Below are 15,836 nucleotides of genomic sequence, written 5' to 3' on the forward strand. Positions count from 1 at the left end.
CCGAGGAGCGCACATGTCCGAGGAGAACGAGAAGAGGGCGGCCGGTTCTCCCGAGGAACCGGCCACCCCGGAAGCCCCCACCCAACCGGTAGCCCCCGCACCGCAGGCCACGGCCCAGCCCACCCCGCCGGGCGAAGCACCGCAGCCCACGCCCCAGCCGGAAGCGCGGCACGGCGCGGAAGCCCCCGCCCAGCCCGGCGGCGAAGCCCCGCCGCAGCCCGCCGCGGCTGCTCCGGGCCAGCCTGCGGCCGAGCACACCGCCGCCGTCCCCGGTGGCCAGCCCACCGCCGCCCAGCCCGCCGCCGCTCCCACCGGCCCGCCACCCGCGCCCCGCCCCAAGCGCCTGCGCGGCTTCGCCAAGCGCAAGTCCGTCCAGCTCGTCGCGGTCGCCCTGCTCGGCGCGGTGGTCGGCGGCGGCGTGGTCGGCTTCGCGGGCGGCCCCGGCGGTCACCGCCACGGGCACGAGTTCGCCAAGTACGGCGGCGGCGACCGGCCGGACGGTCGTTTCGAGCGTGGCCCCGGTCCCCGATTCGAGGTCCCTGACCGATTTGACCGATGATTGTCTAGAGAACAACCTGGCAAATTTGTGATCACCACAGCCGCTACTGGGTGATCATCTTCCCCAATGGAGTGCAGTCGGCGTGCCATCCGTGCACGGAGTGTGCGTGCGCGCTAGGTTTGACTCGTCGGTGGGTGGTTTTCGGATCTCCTTCCAACCCACCACCGGCGGTGTTTGTGGAACACAGTTGGCTTCGTGGCCTTGGGGTACGGGGAAGATCGCAAGGCCACGAAGCTACTTCCGCGCCAGCAGCGACTCGACCTCCGCCGCCGCGCTCGCCACGATCTGGCGCAACAACTTCTCCGCCCGTTCCGGCTTGGCCTCCGCGATCGCCCGCGCCACCTCCACGTGCCGCCTGGTGGCCACCGCGTCCGGCACCGCGGGCATCAGGTGCAGCCGGTTGCGGCCGCGCAGCGCCTCGGCGGTGAAGTCACCGAGGTGGGCGAACATCTCGTTCCCGGAGGCGGTCAGCACCAGCCGGTGGAAGGCCACGTCCACCTCCACGAACCGGTCCACCTCGCCCAGACCCGCCAGCCGGGACAGCTCGGCCGCCAGCTCCAGCAGCTCCGCGCGCTGTTCCTCGGTGGCCGTCCGCGCGGCCAGCGCGCCCGCCGCGGGTTCCACCGCCGCGCGCACCTCGCTGAGCTCGCGCAGCTGCGCCCCGCGCCGGGTGCCGGCCAGCCGCCAGCGCACCACCTGCGGGTCGAACAGGTTCCACTCGGTGCCCGGCCGCACCGTGGTGCCGACCTTGGGCCTGCTGTGCACCAGCCGCATCGCCTCCAGCACCCGCACCGCCTCCCGCGCCACCGTCCGGGACACCCCGTGCCGCGCGGCCAGCTCCTCGATCCGCAGCACGTGGCCGCCGGGGATGGCGCCGGAGGTGATGGCCTGGCCGAGCGTCTCCAGCAGCTGACCGTGCAGGCCGCGCTGGGTCACCCGCGGTCTCCATCGAGCGTGGCCACCAGGTTCCGCACCCGCGCGGCCGCCTGTTCCGGGCCGCCCTCGGTCAGCGCCGAGCCGACGCCGCAGGCCACCGCGCCCGCGGCCACCCAGTCCGGCACCTCCGCCAGCGCGACCCCACCGGTCGGCAGCACCGGCGCCTGCGGCAGCGCGGCACGCACGTCGGCCAGCCAGCGCGGGCCAAAACCCCTGGCGGGGAACAACTTCACCGCGTCCGCCCCGTGTTCCAGGGCGGTGACGATCTCGGTCGGGCTGGCCACCCCGGGCAGCGCGGCCGCGCCGTAGCGGTGCGCGGTGCGGATGACCTCGGGGTGCAGGCTGGGTGAGACCAGGAAGCTGGCCCCGGCCAGGGTGGCCAACCGGGCGCTCGCCTCGTCCAGCACGGTGCCCGCGCCCAGGGTGATGCCCGGCCTGCCCGCCAGCTGCTCGATCACGCGCAGCCCGCCGGGGGTGGTGAGCGCGATCTCCAGGGTGCGCAGCCCGGCGTCGATCATCGCCTCGGCGGTGGCCAGGGCCGTCGCCGCGTCCCCGGCGCGCACGATGCCGAACACCCGTTGCCCGGCCAGCGCGGCCATGGTTTCCCATCGGTACAACAAGAATCTCCTCTCAGAAGGCCGCGCGCGGCGGGCTCGAGTCCGTCGCGCCGACCAGGAAGTCCAGGTCCACCCCTCGATCGGCCTGCTGCACGTGCTCCCGGTACAGCCGCACCCAACCCCGGTCCGGACCGTTCACCGGCGGCCGCCAGTCGGCCCTGCGCCGCGCCAGCTCCTCGTCGGAGACGTGCAGGTGCAGGCGGCGGCCCGGGGTGTCCACGGTGATCAGGTCGCCGTCGCGGACCAGCGCCAGCGGCCCGCCGACCGCGGCCTCCGGGGCCACGTGCAGCACGCAGGCGCCGAAGGCGGTGCCGCTCATCCTGGCGTCGGAAATCCGCACCAGGTCACGGATTCCGGCGTCCAGCAGCTTCTGCGGCAGCGCCAGGTTGCCCACCTCCGGCATGCCCGGGTAGCCCACCGGACCGGTGTTGCGCACCACCAGCACGGTGTCCGCGGTGACCGGCAGGTCGGGGTCGCCGATCACCGCGTGGTAGTCCTCCACCGAGTCGAAGACCAGCGCGGGACCGGTGTGCGACAACAACCTCGGCTCGGCCGCGGACTGCTTCACCACCGCCCCGCCGGGCGCCAGATTGCCGCGCAGCACCGCGGTCCCGCTGCCCGCGGGCTGCACCGGGTTGTCCAGCGGCCGGATCACCTCCTCGTCGTGCACCACCGCGCCCGCGCAGTTGGCCACCAGGCCCTGACCGGTCACCGTGACCACGTCGGCGTGCAGGTGCGCGCGGATCCGCTCGATCAGCGCGGGCAGCCCGCCCGCGTAGGCGAACTGCTCCATCAGGAACCGCCCCGAAGGCATCAGGTCCACCAGCAGCGGCAGCCGGGCGCCGATCCGGTCGAAGTCCTCCAGGTCCAGCGGCACGCCGAGGCGGCCGGCGATGGCCAGCAGGTGCAGCACCGCGTTGGTGGACCCGCCGATGGCCGCGTTGACCAGGATCGCGTTCTCGAAGGCCTTCCTGGTCATGATCTCCGCGGGTCGCGGGCCGTCTGTGGCCAGCGCGACCGCCCTGATCCCGGTCTGCTCGGCCAGCGTGCCCCGCCGCGCGTCCACCGCGGGCAGTCCGGAGGCCCCGGGCAGCTGCATGCCGAGCGCTTCGGTGACACAGGCCATGGTGGAGGCGGTGCCCATGGTCATGCAGTGCCCGACCGAGCGGTTCAGGCAGGTCTCGAACTCGGTGAACTCGGCCTCGGTGATCGTGCCCGCGCGCAGCTCCTCGGTCATCCGCCAGATGTCGGTGCCGGAGCCGACCTCGCGCCCCCGGTAGTTGCCGTTGAGCATCGGGCCGCCGGTGAGCACGATCGCCGGCACCCCGGCGCTGGCCGCGCCCATCAGCGCGGCGGGGGTGGTCTTGTCGCAGCCGGTCAGCAGCACCACCGCGTCCACCGGGTTGGCCCTGATCAGCTCCTCGATCTCCATCGCGGCCAGGTTGCGGTAGAGCATGGTGCTGGGCCGCATCAGCGGCTCGCCGAGGCTCATCGCCGGGAACTCCAGCGGGAAGCCACCGGCCTGGTGCACGCCGCGCTTGACCGCCTCGGCGAGCAGCCGCAGGTGCGCGTTGCACGGGGTCAGCTCGGAGAAGGTGTTGCAGATGCCGACCACCGGGCGGCCGTCGAAGTGCTGCCCGCCGTAGCCGAGCCCGCGCAGGCTGTGCCGCGCGATGAAGCCGTTCTTGCCGGTGCCGCCGAACCAGGCGTGACTGCGGAGCGCCATGACCCTCCTATCGGCAAAAGTATTACTAATGCGCATTCACTCTGCGGCAGTCGGCTGGCGCGTGTCCAGGGGAACAATCCGATCGTCGGAGGTTCGGGTTAGCCTTCGGCGTGCCTCTACGCAGAGCCGTTGACCCGCATGAACTGCGCGCCGCGGTGACCGAGGTCCTGCCCTGGCTGGACGGCGGTGACCAGCCCGATCGCGCCGCCCTGGCGGCCGCGGTCCGGCTGAGTTTGCGCACCCTGGAAGGGCTGGCGCCGGGCCGCAGCGTGGAGCTGCGGGTGCCGCCGTTCGCCGCGGTGCAGTGCGTGGCCGGGCCGAGGCACACCAGGGGCACCCCGCCGAACGTGGTGGAGACCGACCCCCGGACCTGGCTGGAGCTCGCGCTGGGCCGGCGCGACTGGGCCGCGGCGCTGGACGCGGGCAGCCTGACCGCCTCCGGCAACCGCGCGGAGGAGATCGCGGACTGGCTGCCGCTGCTGCGCGTCTAGCCCGCCGTCCGGAACAGCCGCCCCAGCCCCGCGGACAGGACCCGCCCCGCCTCAGAACAGCTGCCCCGGCCCGGCGACAGGTCCCGCCCCCGCTTCAGAACAACCGCCCCAGCCCTGCGAACAAGTCCCGCCCCGACTCCACCAGCCGCCCCGCCCCGGTCGCCGCCGCATCCCCGAGATCGTTCAGCAGCTCCCGTCCGGTGTCCGCCGCCGCGTCCCGCGCCCCGTCCCAGTCCCCGGCCAGGGCGCTGCCGATGGCCCGTCCGCCGCCGTCCCACAGGTCCCCGCTCGCCTCGCCCAGCTCACCGCCGAGCCGCTCGCCGGCCCCGGTCACCAGCTGCGGCTGGCCGGTGGCGATGTGGCCCAGGTTGCGCAGCGACTCCGAGCCCTGGTCGAAGTAGGCCGAGTGCGCGTCCCGCATCCCGGCGTCCTCCGCCGCGCCGAAGCCACGCGCGCCGAAGCGGTCGTCGTAGGGACCGTGGTTGCCGCCGTCGGCGGTGAACCAGCTGCCGTCGGTGGCCCGCACCACCGGGTCGTGCTCGGTCATCCCGGCCCACACCCGGCCGGGCAGCTCGGCCGCGCTGCCCGCGCCGACGCCGGGGGAGCCGACGAAGGCCAGCTCGTCCGCGGCCAGTCCCTGCATTCCGGCGTACCCGGCCACCGTGCTGCCGTAGCTGTGCCCGACCACGGTGAGGTGCTGCCGCTGCTCGGCCGCCGCGCGGTAGCCGTCCACGTCCGCGACCAGCCGCGCGCCGCCCTCGATCGCCTGGTCCGGCCTGCTCACCTGGGCGTTGGTGATCGCGTCCGGCGCGTCGTAGCCCAGCCACTGGATGGTCGCGTTGCCGCCGGGGCTGGCCGCGTCCATCTGCACCCGCAGGTTCGCCGCCTGGGCGAGGCTGAACCCGCCGAGTCCGGAGCCGGTGCCGGGCACGCAGACGGCCACATCCGTTGCCTTGTCCGGGTTTCCGAAGGCGACCGCGAGTCCGCCCTGGCCGCGTGGGCCGTCCGGCTCCCAGGCCATGACCAGCACCTCGTCGTGCCGGAGACCGCGTTCGGCGGCCAGCCGTTCGGCCTCGGTGAGCCGGGCCGCGGCCAGTTCGGTGTTGCGCACCTGGCGCTGGGCCTCGGCCCGCTCGTCCAGCAGCCGGGACAGCGCGGGATCGTTGGCGTTGCGCAGGTTCTCCGTGTCCGCGGGGTCCAGGCCCAGCTCGCGGGCACGTGCGGCGAGCCGGCGGTCGGCCTCGGTCAGCGCGCCCCGGAATCGCACGCCGTCCTCGGTGATCCGCCGCCGGTTCGCCGCGTCCAGCACCGGCGCGGGCAACCCCCGTAACCGGCCGAGCTGGTCGTAGTGGGTGAGCAGCAGCCGTTCTCGCTCCACAGTGGACAGTCCGGCCCACCAGGCGGCCACCTGCCGGGGGTCCGAGCCCACCGGCGGCACCGCGAGGCCGTGCGCGGGCAGCGCCTGCCACTCCTGGGTGTGCCCGGCCACCGTGCGGAAACCCGGCGCCAGCCGGTCCAGCGCGCCCGCCAGCGAGCGCAGCACCTCGGTGTAGGGCGCGCGCACCGTCTCCAGCGCGCGCACCACGGTCGCGGCCAGCTCCCGCTCCACCTCAGGCGAAGCCCCGGCCGGTCGCCCGCGCCACACGCCGATCGCCCGCTCCGCCCCGGCGCGCATGGTCCGCTGGGCCCGCGCGGCGGAGTGCACGATGGCCACCGCCGAGCGCATCCGGCCCGCCGCGGCCGCCGCGGCCGTGCCGCTCAGCCCGGCCCGCTCGGTGAAGGCCGCGCCCGCGTCGCCTGACCACGATCCCGCTGCCCGGCGGCTGTGCCGCACCGACTCGCCTGCCCGCTCCACCGCGCTGACCGCGCCGGTCAGCGGGTCCGCCGCCTCGGTGAGGCGGGTGGGCTCGCCGCTGGTCATCCGCTGGTACAGCGCCTCCGGATCGGTCACCGGGAACCGCCGAGCAGCCGCCTCGCCTCGGTCTCGCCCTCGGCGTAGCCATCGGCGTTGCTGGTCAGCGCCTGCGCCGCGTCGGCGAACCAGGCCGAGCCCTGACGCAGGTCCTCGCCGTGCGCCGCGCCGAAGCGGGCCAGCGCGGCGGCGAACTCGGCAGCGCCGTCCACCTCGCCGAGCAGGGCCGGGTCCAGCCGCAGGCAGTCCAGCAGGACCGCGCCGTCGGCGGCGGCGTCGGCGCCGGCGTAGAACTCGCGCGCGGCCCCGCGCAGCAGGTCCGGTTCGACCCGGATGTCCTCGGTCATGGAACCTCCAGCACTCCTCGGCACGTCTGTGACGGCAGACACCCGACCCCGGTTCCCCTGGAGACGAGATGGCAGGACCGCAGGACACCCCCTGGTGGCTGGCCGTCGCGACCGAGCAGGCGGCCGCGTTCCGGCTGGCCGCCGCGGCCGCCGACCCCGAGCTGCCGGTGCCCTCCTGCCCCGGCTGGCGGTTCCGCGAGCTGGTGCTGCACACCGCCCGCTTCCTCCAGGTGGTCGGCGGCCAGCTGCGCACCGGCGGCATCGAACGGGCCCGCCCGGTGCCCGGACCGGACCCCGTCGGCGATCCGCTGGCCTGGTTCGACCGGGAGCTGGCCGACTGCCTGCGGCTGCTCGCCGCCTGCCCGGCCAACCGTCCACTGTGGACATTCAGCCCGGCGGCGCCCAGCCTGGCCTGGTTCTGGCACCGCAGGGTCGCGCACGAGCTGAACCTGCGCCGCTGGGACGCCCAGGCCGCGCTGCGCACCCTGGTGCCCACCGACCGCGCGCTGGCCGTGGACGGTATCGACGAGGTGCTGGGCACCCTGCTGGCCAGCCGCTACACCGCCGCGGCCAGTCCGGCCGCCACCGGCGCGGTGCTGGTCACCTGCGCCGACGGCCCGGAGCGCTGGCTGGTCTGGCTGCAACCGGGCGAGGCCCCCGAGGTGGTCCGCGACCCCGCCGACCTGCCTGCCGCCAGGGCCAGCACCACCGGCCGGGCCACCGCGCTCCACCTCGGCCTGTGGGGCCGCACCGAGCTGCCGGGGGCCGAAGGGGACCCGACCTTGCTCACCGGCGTGCAACCCCGCTGATTCCGTCTTGTTCGCGACCCGAGCGCTCCGGCAGAGTGCTCGGCATGGCGGACACAGCGCAGCGGGAACGGCCTTCCTTCGGCAGGCTGGCCGTCGCTTCCGGCGTGGGCAGCTCGCTGGAGCTCTACGACTTCCTGATCTACGGCACCGCCTCCGCGCTGGTGTTCGGCCGGTTGTTCTTCCCGCAGAGCGAGCCGTGGACGGGCACCCTGCTGGCCTTCTCCACCTTCGCGGTCGGCTTCCTGCTGCGGCCGATCGGCTCGATCATCTTCGGTCACTTCGGTGACCGGATCGGCCGCCGCCGGATGCTGGTGATCAGCCTGTCCCTGATGGGCGTGTCCACCGCGCTGATGGGCCTGCTGCCCACCTACGCCGCGGTCGGGCTGGCCGCGCCGCTGCTGTTGCTGGCGCTGCGGATGGTGCACGGGCTCTCCGTCGGCGGCGAGGCCGCCGGCGCCACCCTGCTCGCGGTCGAGCACGCGCCGGAGGGCAGGCGCGGCCTGTACGGCAGCCTGGTCACCATCGGCTCGCCGCTGGGCTCCTTCCTGGCCAACGGCGCGTTCGCGCTGGTCCTGCTGCTGCCCGACGCCGAGCTCTACGACTGGGGCTGGCGGATCCCGTTCCTGGCCGGCATCACGGTGGTGCTGGTCGGCCTGTACGCCCGGCGCAACATCGCCGAGACGCCGGAGTTCGAGCGGGTCGCCACGGCCAAGCGCACCGAGCGCGCGCCGCTGGTCACCGTGCTGCGCGAGCACAAGCGGCTGGTGCTGCTCACCGCGGGCGTCAACCTGGGCTTCAACGCGTTCATCTTCATCGTGGTCGCCTTCCTGCTCTCCTACGGCAGCCAGGTGGTCGGCCTGAACCGGTCCACGCTGCTCTACGGCACGATGGCGGGCAGCGTGGTGCAGGCGGTCGGCATCCTCTTCTTCTGCCACCTCACCGACCGGATCGGCCGCAAGCCGGTGCTGATCGCGGGCGCGATCTTCTGCACGCTGTGGGGCTTCCCGCTGTTCGCGCTGGTCGACTCGGCCAGCCCGGCGCTCGCGGTGCTGGGCATCATGCTCGCCTTCGGCGGCTCCGCGGCCATCTTCGGACCGATGCTGGCCTACTTCGCCGAGCTGTTCGGCCCGGAGCTGCGCTACACCGGCGTCGGCTTCGGCTACCAGATCGGCGCGGTGCTCGGCGGCGGCCTGTCCCCGCTGATCGCCAACACCCTGGTCACCGCGGCAGGCGGCGGCTCCTGGCTGGTCGCCACCTACATGTCGGTGGCCGGGTTGATCAGCCTGCTCTGCCTGCTCGGACTGCCGGAAACCGTCAGACGGTAACCATTCACCCGATTCGGCACCCCCGTTTCGGTTATCGCCTGTTCAGGGCAGCATATGCAGTATTGAAGGCATGATCGGTTATCGCCGCCCGGTTGTCCTTGTCCTCGTTTCCGCCATCGCCCTGCTGCTTTTCGGCAGCGTTTCGCACGCGGCCCCGGCCGCCGCGGAGTCCTGTAGCGAGGAGTTCTCCGACCGCAACGCCGACGCCGGGTACAAGCACAAGATCTGCCTGAGTCCGGCCGCCCAGGGCGAGATCAAGGTGGTGGTCAAGGGCAGCTGCGAGTGGAGCTACGGCGGGTGGTTCTGGGGCAAACCGCCGTCGAAATGCCGTACCGCCGAGGCCCGTTACAGCCTGACCGCGCCGGATGCCGCCAAGTCGAATGCCGACATGTCCACCATGGAGTCCGTCGGCGCCGAGGTCGAGGCGACCGGGAAATCATTCAAGTGCGCCGCCGGTGTCTACAAAGTCGAGCTTTACTACAAGGTCGAGATGATGGGCCTGGCCGGAAAGTGGTCCCGGCAGATCGACCATCAGCGCACGGTGGACATCAAGGTCGCCTGCTGACCCGCTGAGCCCGGCGGGGTGGCGTTCCGGAGCCTGCCGCCACCCCGCCGACCCGACAGCACCCAGCCCAGCGCCGCGGCCAGCGCGCCGCCCAGCCCGTTGTTGATCATGTCCTGGGTCTCGCAGGCGCCCAGCCCGGTCATCCCCTGGTACAGCTCGATGCCCACCGCCAGCGCCACGCTGAGCAGCGCCACCGGCAGGAACCGGCGCACCGCGAGCGCGCCGAAGAAGGCGAACGGCATCAGCAGCACGAAGTTCAGCCGCTGCCAGGACCCGGCCAGCGAGAACTCGTTCTGGATGCACTGCGCCCAGGCCTGCCCCAGCGAGTCCGCGGTGCTGCCCTGCCTGCCCAGGCGCACCAAGGTCACCGCGAGCACGCCGCCGAGCGAGCCGAAGGAAAGCCCGGTGAACAGCGCCCGCCAGCCGAACAACCGGCCCAGCACCAGCCCGATCAGGCCGAGCACCAGCCCCGCGCCGACCGCGTAGGCCAGCACCTCCGGCCGGGAGAACAACCGCTCGGCCAGGTTCAGATCCCGGTCCAGCCTGCCGCTGAGCGCTGCCAGCACTGGCACCCACCTCCGCCTCTTTGGGTTCCGCTTTTGTTCAGCAGACGCGCGGAGGGGGGCCGGAGTTGGCCCGAACGAGAGCCTCGTCACCGGCCAGAAGGGTCAGGAGCACTACTCCGAGGCACTTACACTAGGGACGAGTCTGATCCCGTCCCGAGGGAGTTCTCGGTGGTCATCGACCCCAGCCAGACCGATCGCGGCCACGACGACACCCCTCGTGAAGAGTGCGGTGTATTCGGTGTCTGGGCTCCCGGCGAGGAGGTGGCCAAGCTCACCTTCTACGGCTTGTACGCCCTCCAGCACCGGGGCCAGGAAGCGGCGGGCATCTCCGTCGGTGACGGCCACCAGGTGGTGGTGTTCAAGGACCTCGGGCTGGTCAGCCAGGTCTTCGACGAGCAGGTGCTGTCCTCGCTGCGCGGCCACGTCGCGGTCGGGCACTGCCGCTACTCCACCACCGGCTCCACCACCTGGGAGAACGCCCAGCCGACCTTCCGCAACACGGCTGCCGGCAGCCCGCTGGCCCTCGGCCACAACGGCAACCTGGTGAACACCGCCGAGCTGCTGAGCCGGGCCAAGGAGGCCGGGGTGGCCACCGCGGGCGCCACCACCGACTCCGACCTGGTCTGCGGGCTGCTCGCCTCGGCCGCCGCGGACACCGGCTTCGAGCAGGCCGCGTTGGAGCTGCTGCCGACCCTGCGCGGCGCGTTCTGCCTGGTCTTCTCGGACGAGTCCACTCTCTACGCGGCCCGTGACCCGCAGGGCGTGCACCCGCTGGTGCTCGGCAGGCTGGAGCGCGGCTGGGTGGTCGCCAGCGAGACCTCCGCGCTGGACATCACCGGCGCCTCCTTCGTGCGCGAGGTCGAGCCCGGCGAGCTGATCGCCATCGACGAGAACGGCCTGCGCTCCTCCCGTTTCGCCAACCCGGAGCCCAAGGGCTGCGTGTTCGAGTACGTCTACCTGGCCCGCCCGGACACCTCCATCGCCGGCCGCGGCGTGCACGCGGCCAGGGTGGAGATCGGCCGCAAGCTGGCCGCCGAGCACCCGGTGGAGGCCGACCTGGTCATCCCGGTGCCGGAGTCCGGCACCCCGGCCGCCATCGGCTACGCCCAGGCCAGCGGCATTCCCTACGGCTCCGGCCTGGTCAAGAACGCCTACGTCGGCCGCACCTTCATCCAGCCCTCGCAGACCATCCGCCAGCTGGGCATCCGGCTCAAGCTGAACCCGCTGCGCGATGTCATCCGCGGCAAGCGGCTGGTCGTGGTGGACGACTCGATCGTGCGCGGCAACACCCAGCGCGCGCTGGTCCGGATGCTGCGCGAGGCCGGCGCGGTCGAGGTGCACGTGCGGATCGCCTCGCCGCCGGTGCGCTGGCCCTGCTTCTACGGCATCGACTTCGCCTCCCGCGCCGAGCTGATCGCCAACGGCCTGGACCTGGACGGCGTGCGCCGCTCCATCGGCGCCGACTCCCTCGGCTACGTCTCGCTGGAGTCGCTGGTCGCGGCCACCGAGCAGCCCAAGACCCGGCTCTGCTCGGCCTGCTTCGACGGTGAGTACCCGATCGCGCTGCCGGACGACCTCATGATCGGCAAGCACCTGCTGGAGAACATCGAGAAGGGTGTGGCCGGTCCGGCGGAGCCGGTGCTGCCCAGCGGGTACGGTGCCGAAGACGCCTTGCGTCGTCCCTGAACTCGCTAGAGACCTTTCATCGGATGGAGCTGGACAGACCGTGACCGCGCACGCCGAAAGCGGGAAGGCCACTTACGCGGCCGCTGGAGTGGACATCGCCGCAGGTGACGAAGCTGTGGAGCAGCTCAAGCCGTGGGCGGCGAAGGCCACCCGGCCCGAGGTGCTCGGCGGCATCGGCGGGTTCGCCGGCCTGTTCAAGCTCAAGCTGGACCGCTGGCAGGAGCCGGTGCTGGCCTCCTCCACCGACGGCGTCGGCACCAAGCTCGCGGTGGCCCAGGCCCTGGACAAGCACGACACCGTGGGCATCGACCTGGTCGCCATGGTGGTGGACGACCTGGTGGTCTGCGGCGCGGAACCGCTGTTCCTGCAGGACTACATCGCGGTCGGCAAGGTGGTGCCGGAGCGGATCGCCGCGCTGGTCAAGGGCATCGCCGAGGGCTGCGCGCAGGCCGGCTGCGCGCTGCTGGGCGGGGAGACCGCCGAGCACCCCGGCCTGATGGACCCGGGCCACTACGACATGTCCGCCACCGGCGTCGGCGTGGTCGAGGCGGACAAGCTGCTCGGCCCCGAGCGGGTCCGGCCGGGTGACGTGCTGATCGGCATGGGCTCCTCCGGCCTGCACTCCAACGGCTACTCGCTGGCCAGGCACGTGCTGCTGGAGATCGGCCGGATGCCGCTGGAGGGCCACGTCGAGGAGTTCGGCCGCACCCTCGGCGAGGAGATGCTGGAACCGACCCGGATCTACGCCAAGGACTGCCTCGCGCTGGCCGCCGAGGCCGATGTGCGCACCTTCGCGCACGTCACCGGCGGCGGCCTGGCCGGCAACCTGGGCCGGGTCATCCCCAAGGGCCTGATCGCCGAGCTGGACCGCGGCTCCTGGACCCCGGCGCCGGTGTTCGCGCTGATCGCCCAGCGCGGCCGGGTGGAGAAGCCGGAGATGGAGAAGACCTTCAACATGGGCGTCGGCATGGTCGCCGTGGTCGCGCCCGAGGAGGTCGACCGCGCCCTGGCCGTGCTCACCGCCCGGCACGTGCCGGCCTGGGTGCTCGGCGAGGTCCGCAAGAGCACCGAACCCGGCGAGAAGCCCGAGGACCGCGCGATCCTGCGCGGCGACCACCCCCGTTTTTAGGGGAGTTCACAGCAGCCTTCGTCACTCGACCAGGTAACTCTGACAACCTTCCGCACCGCTGTGCCGTAGTAGCGGTGAGTGCGGAAGGAGGTCGGGGTTGCCCAGCGGTGAGCTACGCGCGAGTGAGTTGCGGTCGGTGCTGGCCGCCGAGGCGCCGCCGCCTACCGTGAGCTGTGCGGATGTCGTCCGGGACGGGCGCAGGGTGGTGCGCAGGCGACGGTTCGGGGTCGCGCTGGTGCTGACCGGGGTGCTCGCGCTGCTCGGCACCGGCACGGTCGCGCTGCTGCCGGCGCCGGAGGCCGAACCCGCCGCGATCACCACGCCGCCGTCCTCGGTGTCCACCAGCCCGGCCCCGCTGTTCCCGCCGATGACCGTGCGCGACGCCGAGTTCTACACCGGTCTGCTGGGCAAGCTGCAATGGCTGCCCAAGGGCTACACCGCGGTCTCCGACAGCCAGGGCACGCCCGGGGCGTTCCAGGTGGTCGGCGACATCATCCGGATGGGGGTCAAGATCACCGACTCGCAGGGCCGCAGCGGCTCGCTGGTGATCGTGGTGCGGCCGCCGACCGGGCACCCGATCAGCTGTGACACCGCCGACGGCTGCCGGGCGGAGACGCTGCGGCCGCCGGAGTTCACCAGGTTCTCCTGGCCGAGGAAGGCCGACGCGGCGGTGGCCGAACGCGAGGTGCTGGTGATCGACAAGCGCGGCGGGCAGGTCAGCGCGGTGGTCACGGACAGCCCGGCCTGGCCGATCCTCTCCGGCGCGGAGATCGCCGAGCTGACCACGAACCTGGCCATGCTCGGTCAGTTGACCCAGCGGTAGCGCCGTTCCGGGCGGCCGGTGCTGCCGTAGCGCAGCCGCACCTCGGCCCGGCCCGCGCTGACGAAGTGCTCCAGGTAGCGCCGGGCGCTGACCCTGGACAGGTTGGTCCCGGTCGCGCACTCGGTGGCCGAGACATCGCCGTCGGCCGCCCGCAGCACCTCCTCCACCAGCTTCGCGGTCTGCGGGGTCAGGCCCTTGGGCATGGTCGGGGCCGCGGTCGGCCTGGCGCCGAAGACCTGGTCCACCACGGCCTGGTCCACCGCGCCGGTCAGCCGCTGGCGGACCTCGGCGAAGTGCGCCAGCTGGTCGCGCAGGGCCGCGTACTCGAACGGCTTGATCAGGTAGTGCAGCACCCCGCCGCGCACCGCCGCGCGCACCGTCTCCACGTCCCTGGCCGCGGTCACCACGATCACGTCGGTGTCCCCGGCCGCCTCGCCAGCGGCCCCCGCGCGCAGCTCGCGCAGCACGTGCACGCCGTCGGCGTCGGGCAGGTAGATGTCCAGCAGCACCAGGTCCGGCCGCAGCTCGCGCACCGAGCGGATGGCCTCGGCCGCGGTGTGCGCCACCCCGACCACCTCGAAGCCGGGGGTGCGCGCGACGTAGCCGCTGTGCACCTTGGCCACCATGAAGTCGTCGTCGACCACCAGCACCCTGATCACTCGGCCACCTCCGGCGGGCGGGCGCCGACCGCGGCCGGCACTCGGCCCAGCCGGGCGGTGAACACCGCGCCGCCCTCGTTGCGCACCGAGACCGAACCGCCCCGGCGCACGCACACCTGCCTGGTCAGCGCCAGCCCGATGCCGCGCTGCCCGCCCTGGGTGGCCACCTTGGTGGTGAACCCGTGCTCGAAGACCTCCTCGGCCAGCTCGGGCGCGATGCCCGGCCCGGAGTCCCGCACCCGCACCAGCACCTCTTCCGTCGAGCCGACGATGTGCACCTCGATCCACTGCCCCGCGCCGGCCGGCAGCGCGTCCAGCGCGTTGTCCACCAGGTTGCCCACCACCGTCACCAGGTCCTGGGACAGCGCGTCATCCACTCTGTCCACAGTGGACTCATCAGAGAGCCGGATGCCCACCGCGCGCTCCGCGGCCAGGCTGGCCTTGGCGATCAGCAGCGCGGCCAGCGCCGGGTCGGCGATCCGCGCGGTCACCGCCGAGCTCCACTCCTCGTGCGCCCGGTTCGCCCGCGTGACATAGCGGACCACCTCGTCGTACTCGCCCAGCTCGATCAGCCCGGCGATGGTGTGCAGCTCGTTGCGGAACTCGTGCGCCTGTGCCCGCAGGGTGTCCGTGGTGTGCCGGTTGACGTCCAGCTCCTGTTGCAGCGCAACGAGTTCGGTCCGGTCCCGCAGGGTCACCACAGCGCCGATCGGCTGGCCGTGCATGACGATCGGCATCCGGTTCATCACCAGCACCCGCCCGCTGCGCAGCACCACCTGGTTCTCCCCACTGGCCCGCCCGGTCAGCACGTCCCGCAGCCGCTCGTTCACCTCCAGCTCGTCCACCTGCGCGCCCACCGGATCGTCCAGCGCGAGCAGTTCGCGGGCCGAGGTGTTCATCAGGGTGATCCGGTGCTGCTGGTCCAGGCCGACCACGCCCTCCCGGATGCCGTGCAGCATCGCCTCCCGGTGCTCGACCAGCCCGGTGATCTCCCTCGGCTCCAGCCCCAGCGTCTGCCGCTTCACCCACCAGGCGGCCAGCAGCGAGCCGAGCACCCCGATGCCGGTGCCCAGGCCCAGGTGGATCAGCAGGTCGCGGGGCGAGCTGACCAGCGAGGCCCACAGCCCCGGCTCCCGCTGCCCGGCGCTGACCACGCCGATCACCCGGCCCTCCATGCCCTCGGCGCTGGAGAGCACCGGCACCTGGGCCACCACCTCCTCGCCGAGCACGCCCTCCCAGCTGCGGCCCCTGGCCACCTCCGGCCGGCCGACGGTCAGCGTCGTGCCCACCAGCCTCGGATCGGTGGCGGTGCGAATCCGCAGGTCAGGGGTGGCGATGGCGATCGAGCTGTTCCCGTTCAGGCTGCGCGCGGTCTCGGCGGGGGTGGCCAGCCGGTAGTAGCGCCGGGGGTCGCCCAGCGCGTCCTGCACCGCGCCGGTGGCGGCCAGCTGCTCGGCCAGCATCAGCATCCGGCGGCCCTGGTCCTCCCGGAAGTTCGCGGTGGTCTGGCCCAGCGAGAGCGTGGTCACCGCGCCCAGCAGCGCCAGCACGATGAGGAACTGCAGCACGAAGAGCTGCCGCGCCAGCGACCCACGCACACCCACGTCCAGCACCTCCTCGTGCCCCCATCGCGTGAACACAACGACCACAACGAACGCTGCGGACGCAAGAACACGGTTTTCAGCG

The 15,836-nt window shown here is 73.0% G+C and carries 16 protein-coding genes; 8 read left to right on the forward strand and 8 right to left on the reverse strand.

What is annotated here, in order from left to right; translation table 11 throughout:
* The first annotated feature begins 13 nt into the window (after positions 1 to 13).
* The gene (locus tag M8C13_RS28560; RefSeq protein WP_252483813.1) at positions 14 to 559 is read left to right on the forward strand and encodes a hypothetical protein; all 546 of its coding nucleotides are present in this window, start codon (positions 14 to 16) and stop codon (positions 557 to 559) included.
* Positions 560 to 793: 234 nt separating this feature from the next.
* Here the strand turns inward: M8C13_RS28560 and M8C13_RS28565 are convergent, their stop codons facing one another.
* From M8C13_RS28565 to M8C13_RS28575, 3 genes are read right to left on the reverse strand one after another with little or no spacing between them, the layout of a single operon-like run.
* Entirely contained in the window at positions 794 to 1,495 is a 702-nt protein-coding gene (locus tag M8C13_RS28565) for a FadR/GntR family transcriptional regulator (protein WP_252483814.1), read from the reverse strand.
* A complete protein-coding gene (locus M8C13_RS28570) occupies positions 1,492 to 2,112 on the reverse strand; it encodes a bifunctional 4-hydroxy-2-oxoglutarate aldolase/2-dehydro-3-deoxy-phosphogluconate aldolase (protein ID WP_252483815.1) in 621 nt (206 codons plus the stop codon). Before M8C13_RS28570 ends, M8C13_RS28565 begins: the two co-directional genes overlap by 4 nt.
* A gap of 13 nt (positions 2,113 to 2,125) precedes the next feature.
* Complete coding sequence (locus M8C13_RS28575; protein WP_252483816.1) at positions 2,126 to 3,838, reverse strand: IlvD/Edd family dehydratase; 1,713 nt, start codon at positions 3,836 to 3,838, stop codon at positions 2,126 to 2,128.
* 110 nt (positions 3,839 to 3,948) lie between these two features.
* Here M8C13_RS28575 and M8C13_RS28580 point away from each other — a divergent pair, with 110 nt between their 5' ends.
* Complete coding sequence (locus M8C13_RS28580; RefSeq protein WP_252483817.1) at positions 3,949 to 4,329, forward strand: sterol carrier family protein; 381 nt, start codon at positions 3,949 to 3,951, stop codon at positions 4,327 to 4,329.
* A gap of 94 nt (positions 4,330 to 4,423) precedes the next feature.
* Here the strand turns inward: M8C13_RS28580 and M8C13_RS45560 are convergent, their stop codons facing one another.
* Positions 4,424 to 6,280: an alpha/beta hydrolase gene (locus M8C13_RS45560; protein ID WP_252483818.1), complete on the reverse strand. Its 1,857-nt coding sequence runs from the start codon at positions 6,278 to 6,280 to the stop codon at positions 4,424 to 4,426.
* The gene (locus M8C13_RS28590; protein WP_252483819.1) at positions 6,277 to 6,588 is read right to left on the reverse strand and encodes a hypothetical protein; all 312 of its coding nucleotides are present in this window, start codon (positions 6,586 to 6,588) and stop codon (positions 6,277 to 6,279) included. The genes M8C13_RS45560 and M8C13_RS28590 overlap by 4 nt, the downstream gene beginning before the upstream one ends.
* Before the next feature lie 68 nt (positions 6,589 to 6,656).
* Between M8C13_RS28590 and M8C13_RS28595 the strand changes: the two genes are divergently transcribed.
* The 3 genes from M8C13_RS28595 (at position 6,657) to M8C13_RS28605 (ending at position 9,287) form a co-directional block, all read left to right on the forward strand.
* Entirely contained in the window at positions 6,657 to 7,397 is a 741-nt protein-coding gene (locus M8C13_RS28595; protein ID WP_252483820.1) for a maleylpyruvate isomerase N-terminal domain-containing protein, read from the forward strand.
* A gap of 44 nt (positions 7,398 to 7,441) precedes the next feature.
* Entirely contained in the window at positions 7,442 to 8,722 is a 1,281-nt protein-coding gene (locus M8C13_RS28600; RefSeq protein WP_252483821.1) for an MFS transporter, read from the forward strand.
* A gap of 70 nt (positions 8,723 to 8,792) precedes the next feature.
* Positions 8,793 to 9,287 carry a hypothetical protein gene (locus M8C13_RS28605; protein ID WP_252483822.1) on the forward strand — a complete coding sequence of 165 codons (495 nt, stop codon included), beginning with the start codon at positions 8,793 to 8,795 and terminating at the stop codon, positions 9,285 to 9,287.
* Here the strand turns inward: M8C13_RS28605 and M8C13_RS28610 are convergent.
* Positions 9,254 to 9,853 carry a VanZ family protein gene (locus M8C13_RS28610; RefSeq protein WP_252483823.1) on the reverse strand — a complete coding sequence of 200 codons (600 nt, stop codon included), beginning with the start codon at positions 9,851 to 9,853 and terminating at the stop codon, positions 9,254 to 9,256. The genes M8C13_RS28605 and M8C13_RS28610 overlap by 34 nt on opposite strands.
* Positions 9,854 to 10,021: 168 nt before the next feature.
* On the opposite strand from M8C13_RS28610, the gene purF reads away from it, so the two are divergent.
* The 3 genes from purF (at position 10,022) to M8C13_RS28625 (ending at position 13,491) form a co-directional block, all read left to right on the forward strand.
* A complete protein-coding gene (gene purF, locus M8C13_RS28615) occupies positions 10,022 to 11,539 on the forward strand; it encodes an amidophosphoribosyltransferase (protein ID WP_252483824.1) in 1,518 nt (505 codons plus the stop codon).
* A 40-nt stretch (positions 11,540 to 11,579) separates the two neighbouring features.
* Positions 11,580 to 12,668: a phosphoribosylformylglycinamidine cyclo-ligase gene (gene purM / locus M8C13_RS28620; protein ID WP_252483825.1), complete on the forward strand. Its 1,089-nt coding sequence runs from the start codon at positions 11,580 to 11,582 to the stop codon at positions 12,666 to 12,668.
* A gap of 97 nt (positions 12,669 to 12,765) precedes the next feature.
* The gene (locus tag M8C13_RS28625) at positions 12,766 to 13,491 is read left to right on the forward strand and encodes a hypothetical protein (protein ID WP_252483826.1); all 726 of its coding nucleotides are present in this window, start codon (positions 12,766 to 12,768) and stop codon (positions 13,489 to 13,491) included.
* On the opposite strand, the gene M8C13_RS28630 is transcribed toward M8C13_RS28625, so the two are convergent.
* Together M8C13_RS28630 and M8C13_RS28635 are read right to left on the reverse strand one after the other, a co-directional pair.
* Entirely contained in the window at positions 13,473 to 14,150 is a 678-nt protein-coding gene (locus tag M8C13_RS28630) for a response regulator (protein WP_252483827.1), read from the reverse strand. The genes M8C13_RS28625 and M8C13_RS28630 overlap by 19 nt on opposite strands.
* Complete coding sequence (locus M8C13_RS28635; RefSeq protein ID WP_252483851.1) at positions 14,147 to 15,754, reverse strand: ATP-binding protein; 1,608 nt, start codon at positions 15,752 to 15,754, stop codon at positions 14,147 to 14,149. Before M8C13_RS28635 ends, M8C13_RS28630 begins: the two co-directional genes overlap by 4 nt.
* Positions 15,755 to 15,836 lie beyond the last annotated feature (82 nt).

The sequence above is a fragment of the Crossiella sp. SN42 genome, assembly GCF_023897065.1.
Taxonomy (GTDB): domain Bacteria; phylum Actinomycetota; class Actinomycetes; order Mycobacteriales; family Pseudonocardiaceae; genus Crossiella.

What these genes read in the sequence shown, in the direction of transcription:
- M8C13_RS28560 (WP_252483813.1), top strand. Translation starts at nt 14, where the DNA reads ATGTCCGAGGAGAACGAGAAGAGGGCGGCCGGTTCTCCCGAGGAACCG.
- M8C13_RS28575 (WP_252483816.1), bottom strand. Translation starts at nt 3,838, where the DNA reads ATGGCGCTCCGCAGTCACGCCTGGTTCGGCGGCACCGGCAAGAACGGC.
- M8C13_RS28590 (WP_252483819.1), bottom strand. Translation starts at nt 6,588, where the DNA reads ATGACCGAGGACATCCGGGTCGAACCGGACCTGCTGCGCGGGGCCGCG.
- M8C13_RS28595 (WP_252483820.1), top strand. Translation starts at nt 6,657, where the DNA reads ATGGCAGGACCGCAGGACACCCCCTGGTGGCTGGCCGTCGCGACCGAG.
- M8C13_RS28600 (WP_252483821.1), top strand. Translation starts at nt 7,442, where the DNA reads ATGGCGGACACAGCGCAGCGGGAACGGCCTTCCTTCGGCAGGCTGGCC.
- M8C13_RS28605 (WP_252483822.1), top strand. Translation starts at nt 8,793, where the DNA reads ATGATCGGTTATCGCCGCCCGGTTGTCCTTGTCCTCGTTTCCGCCATC.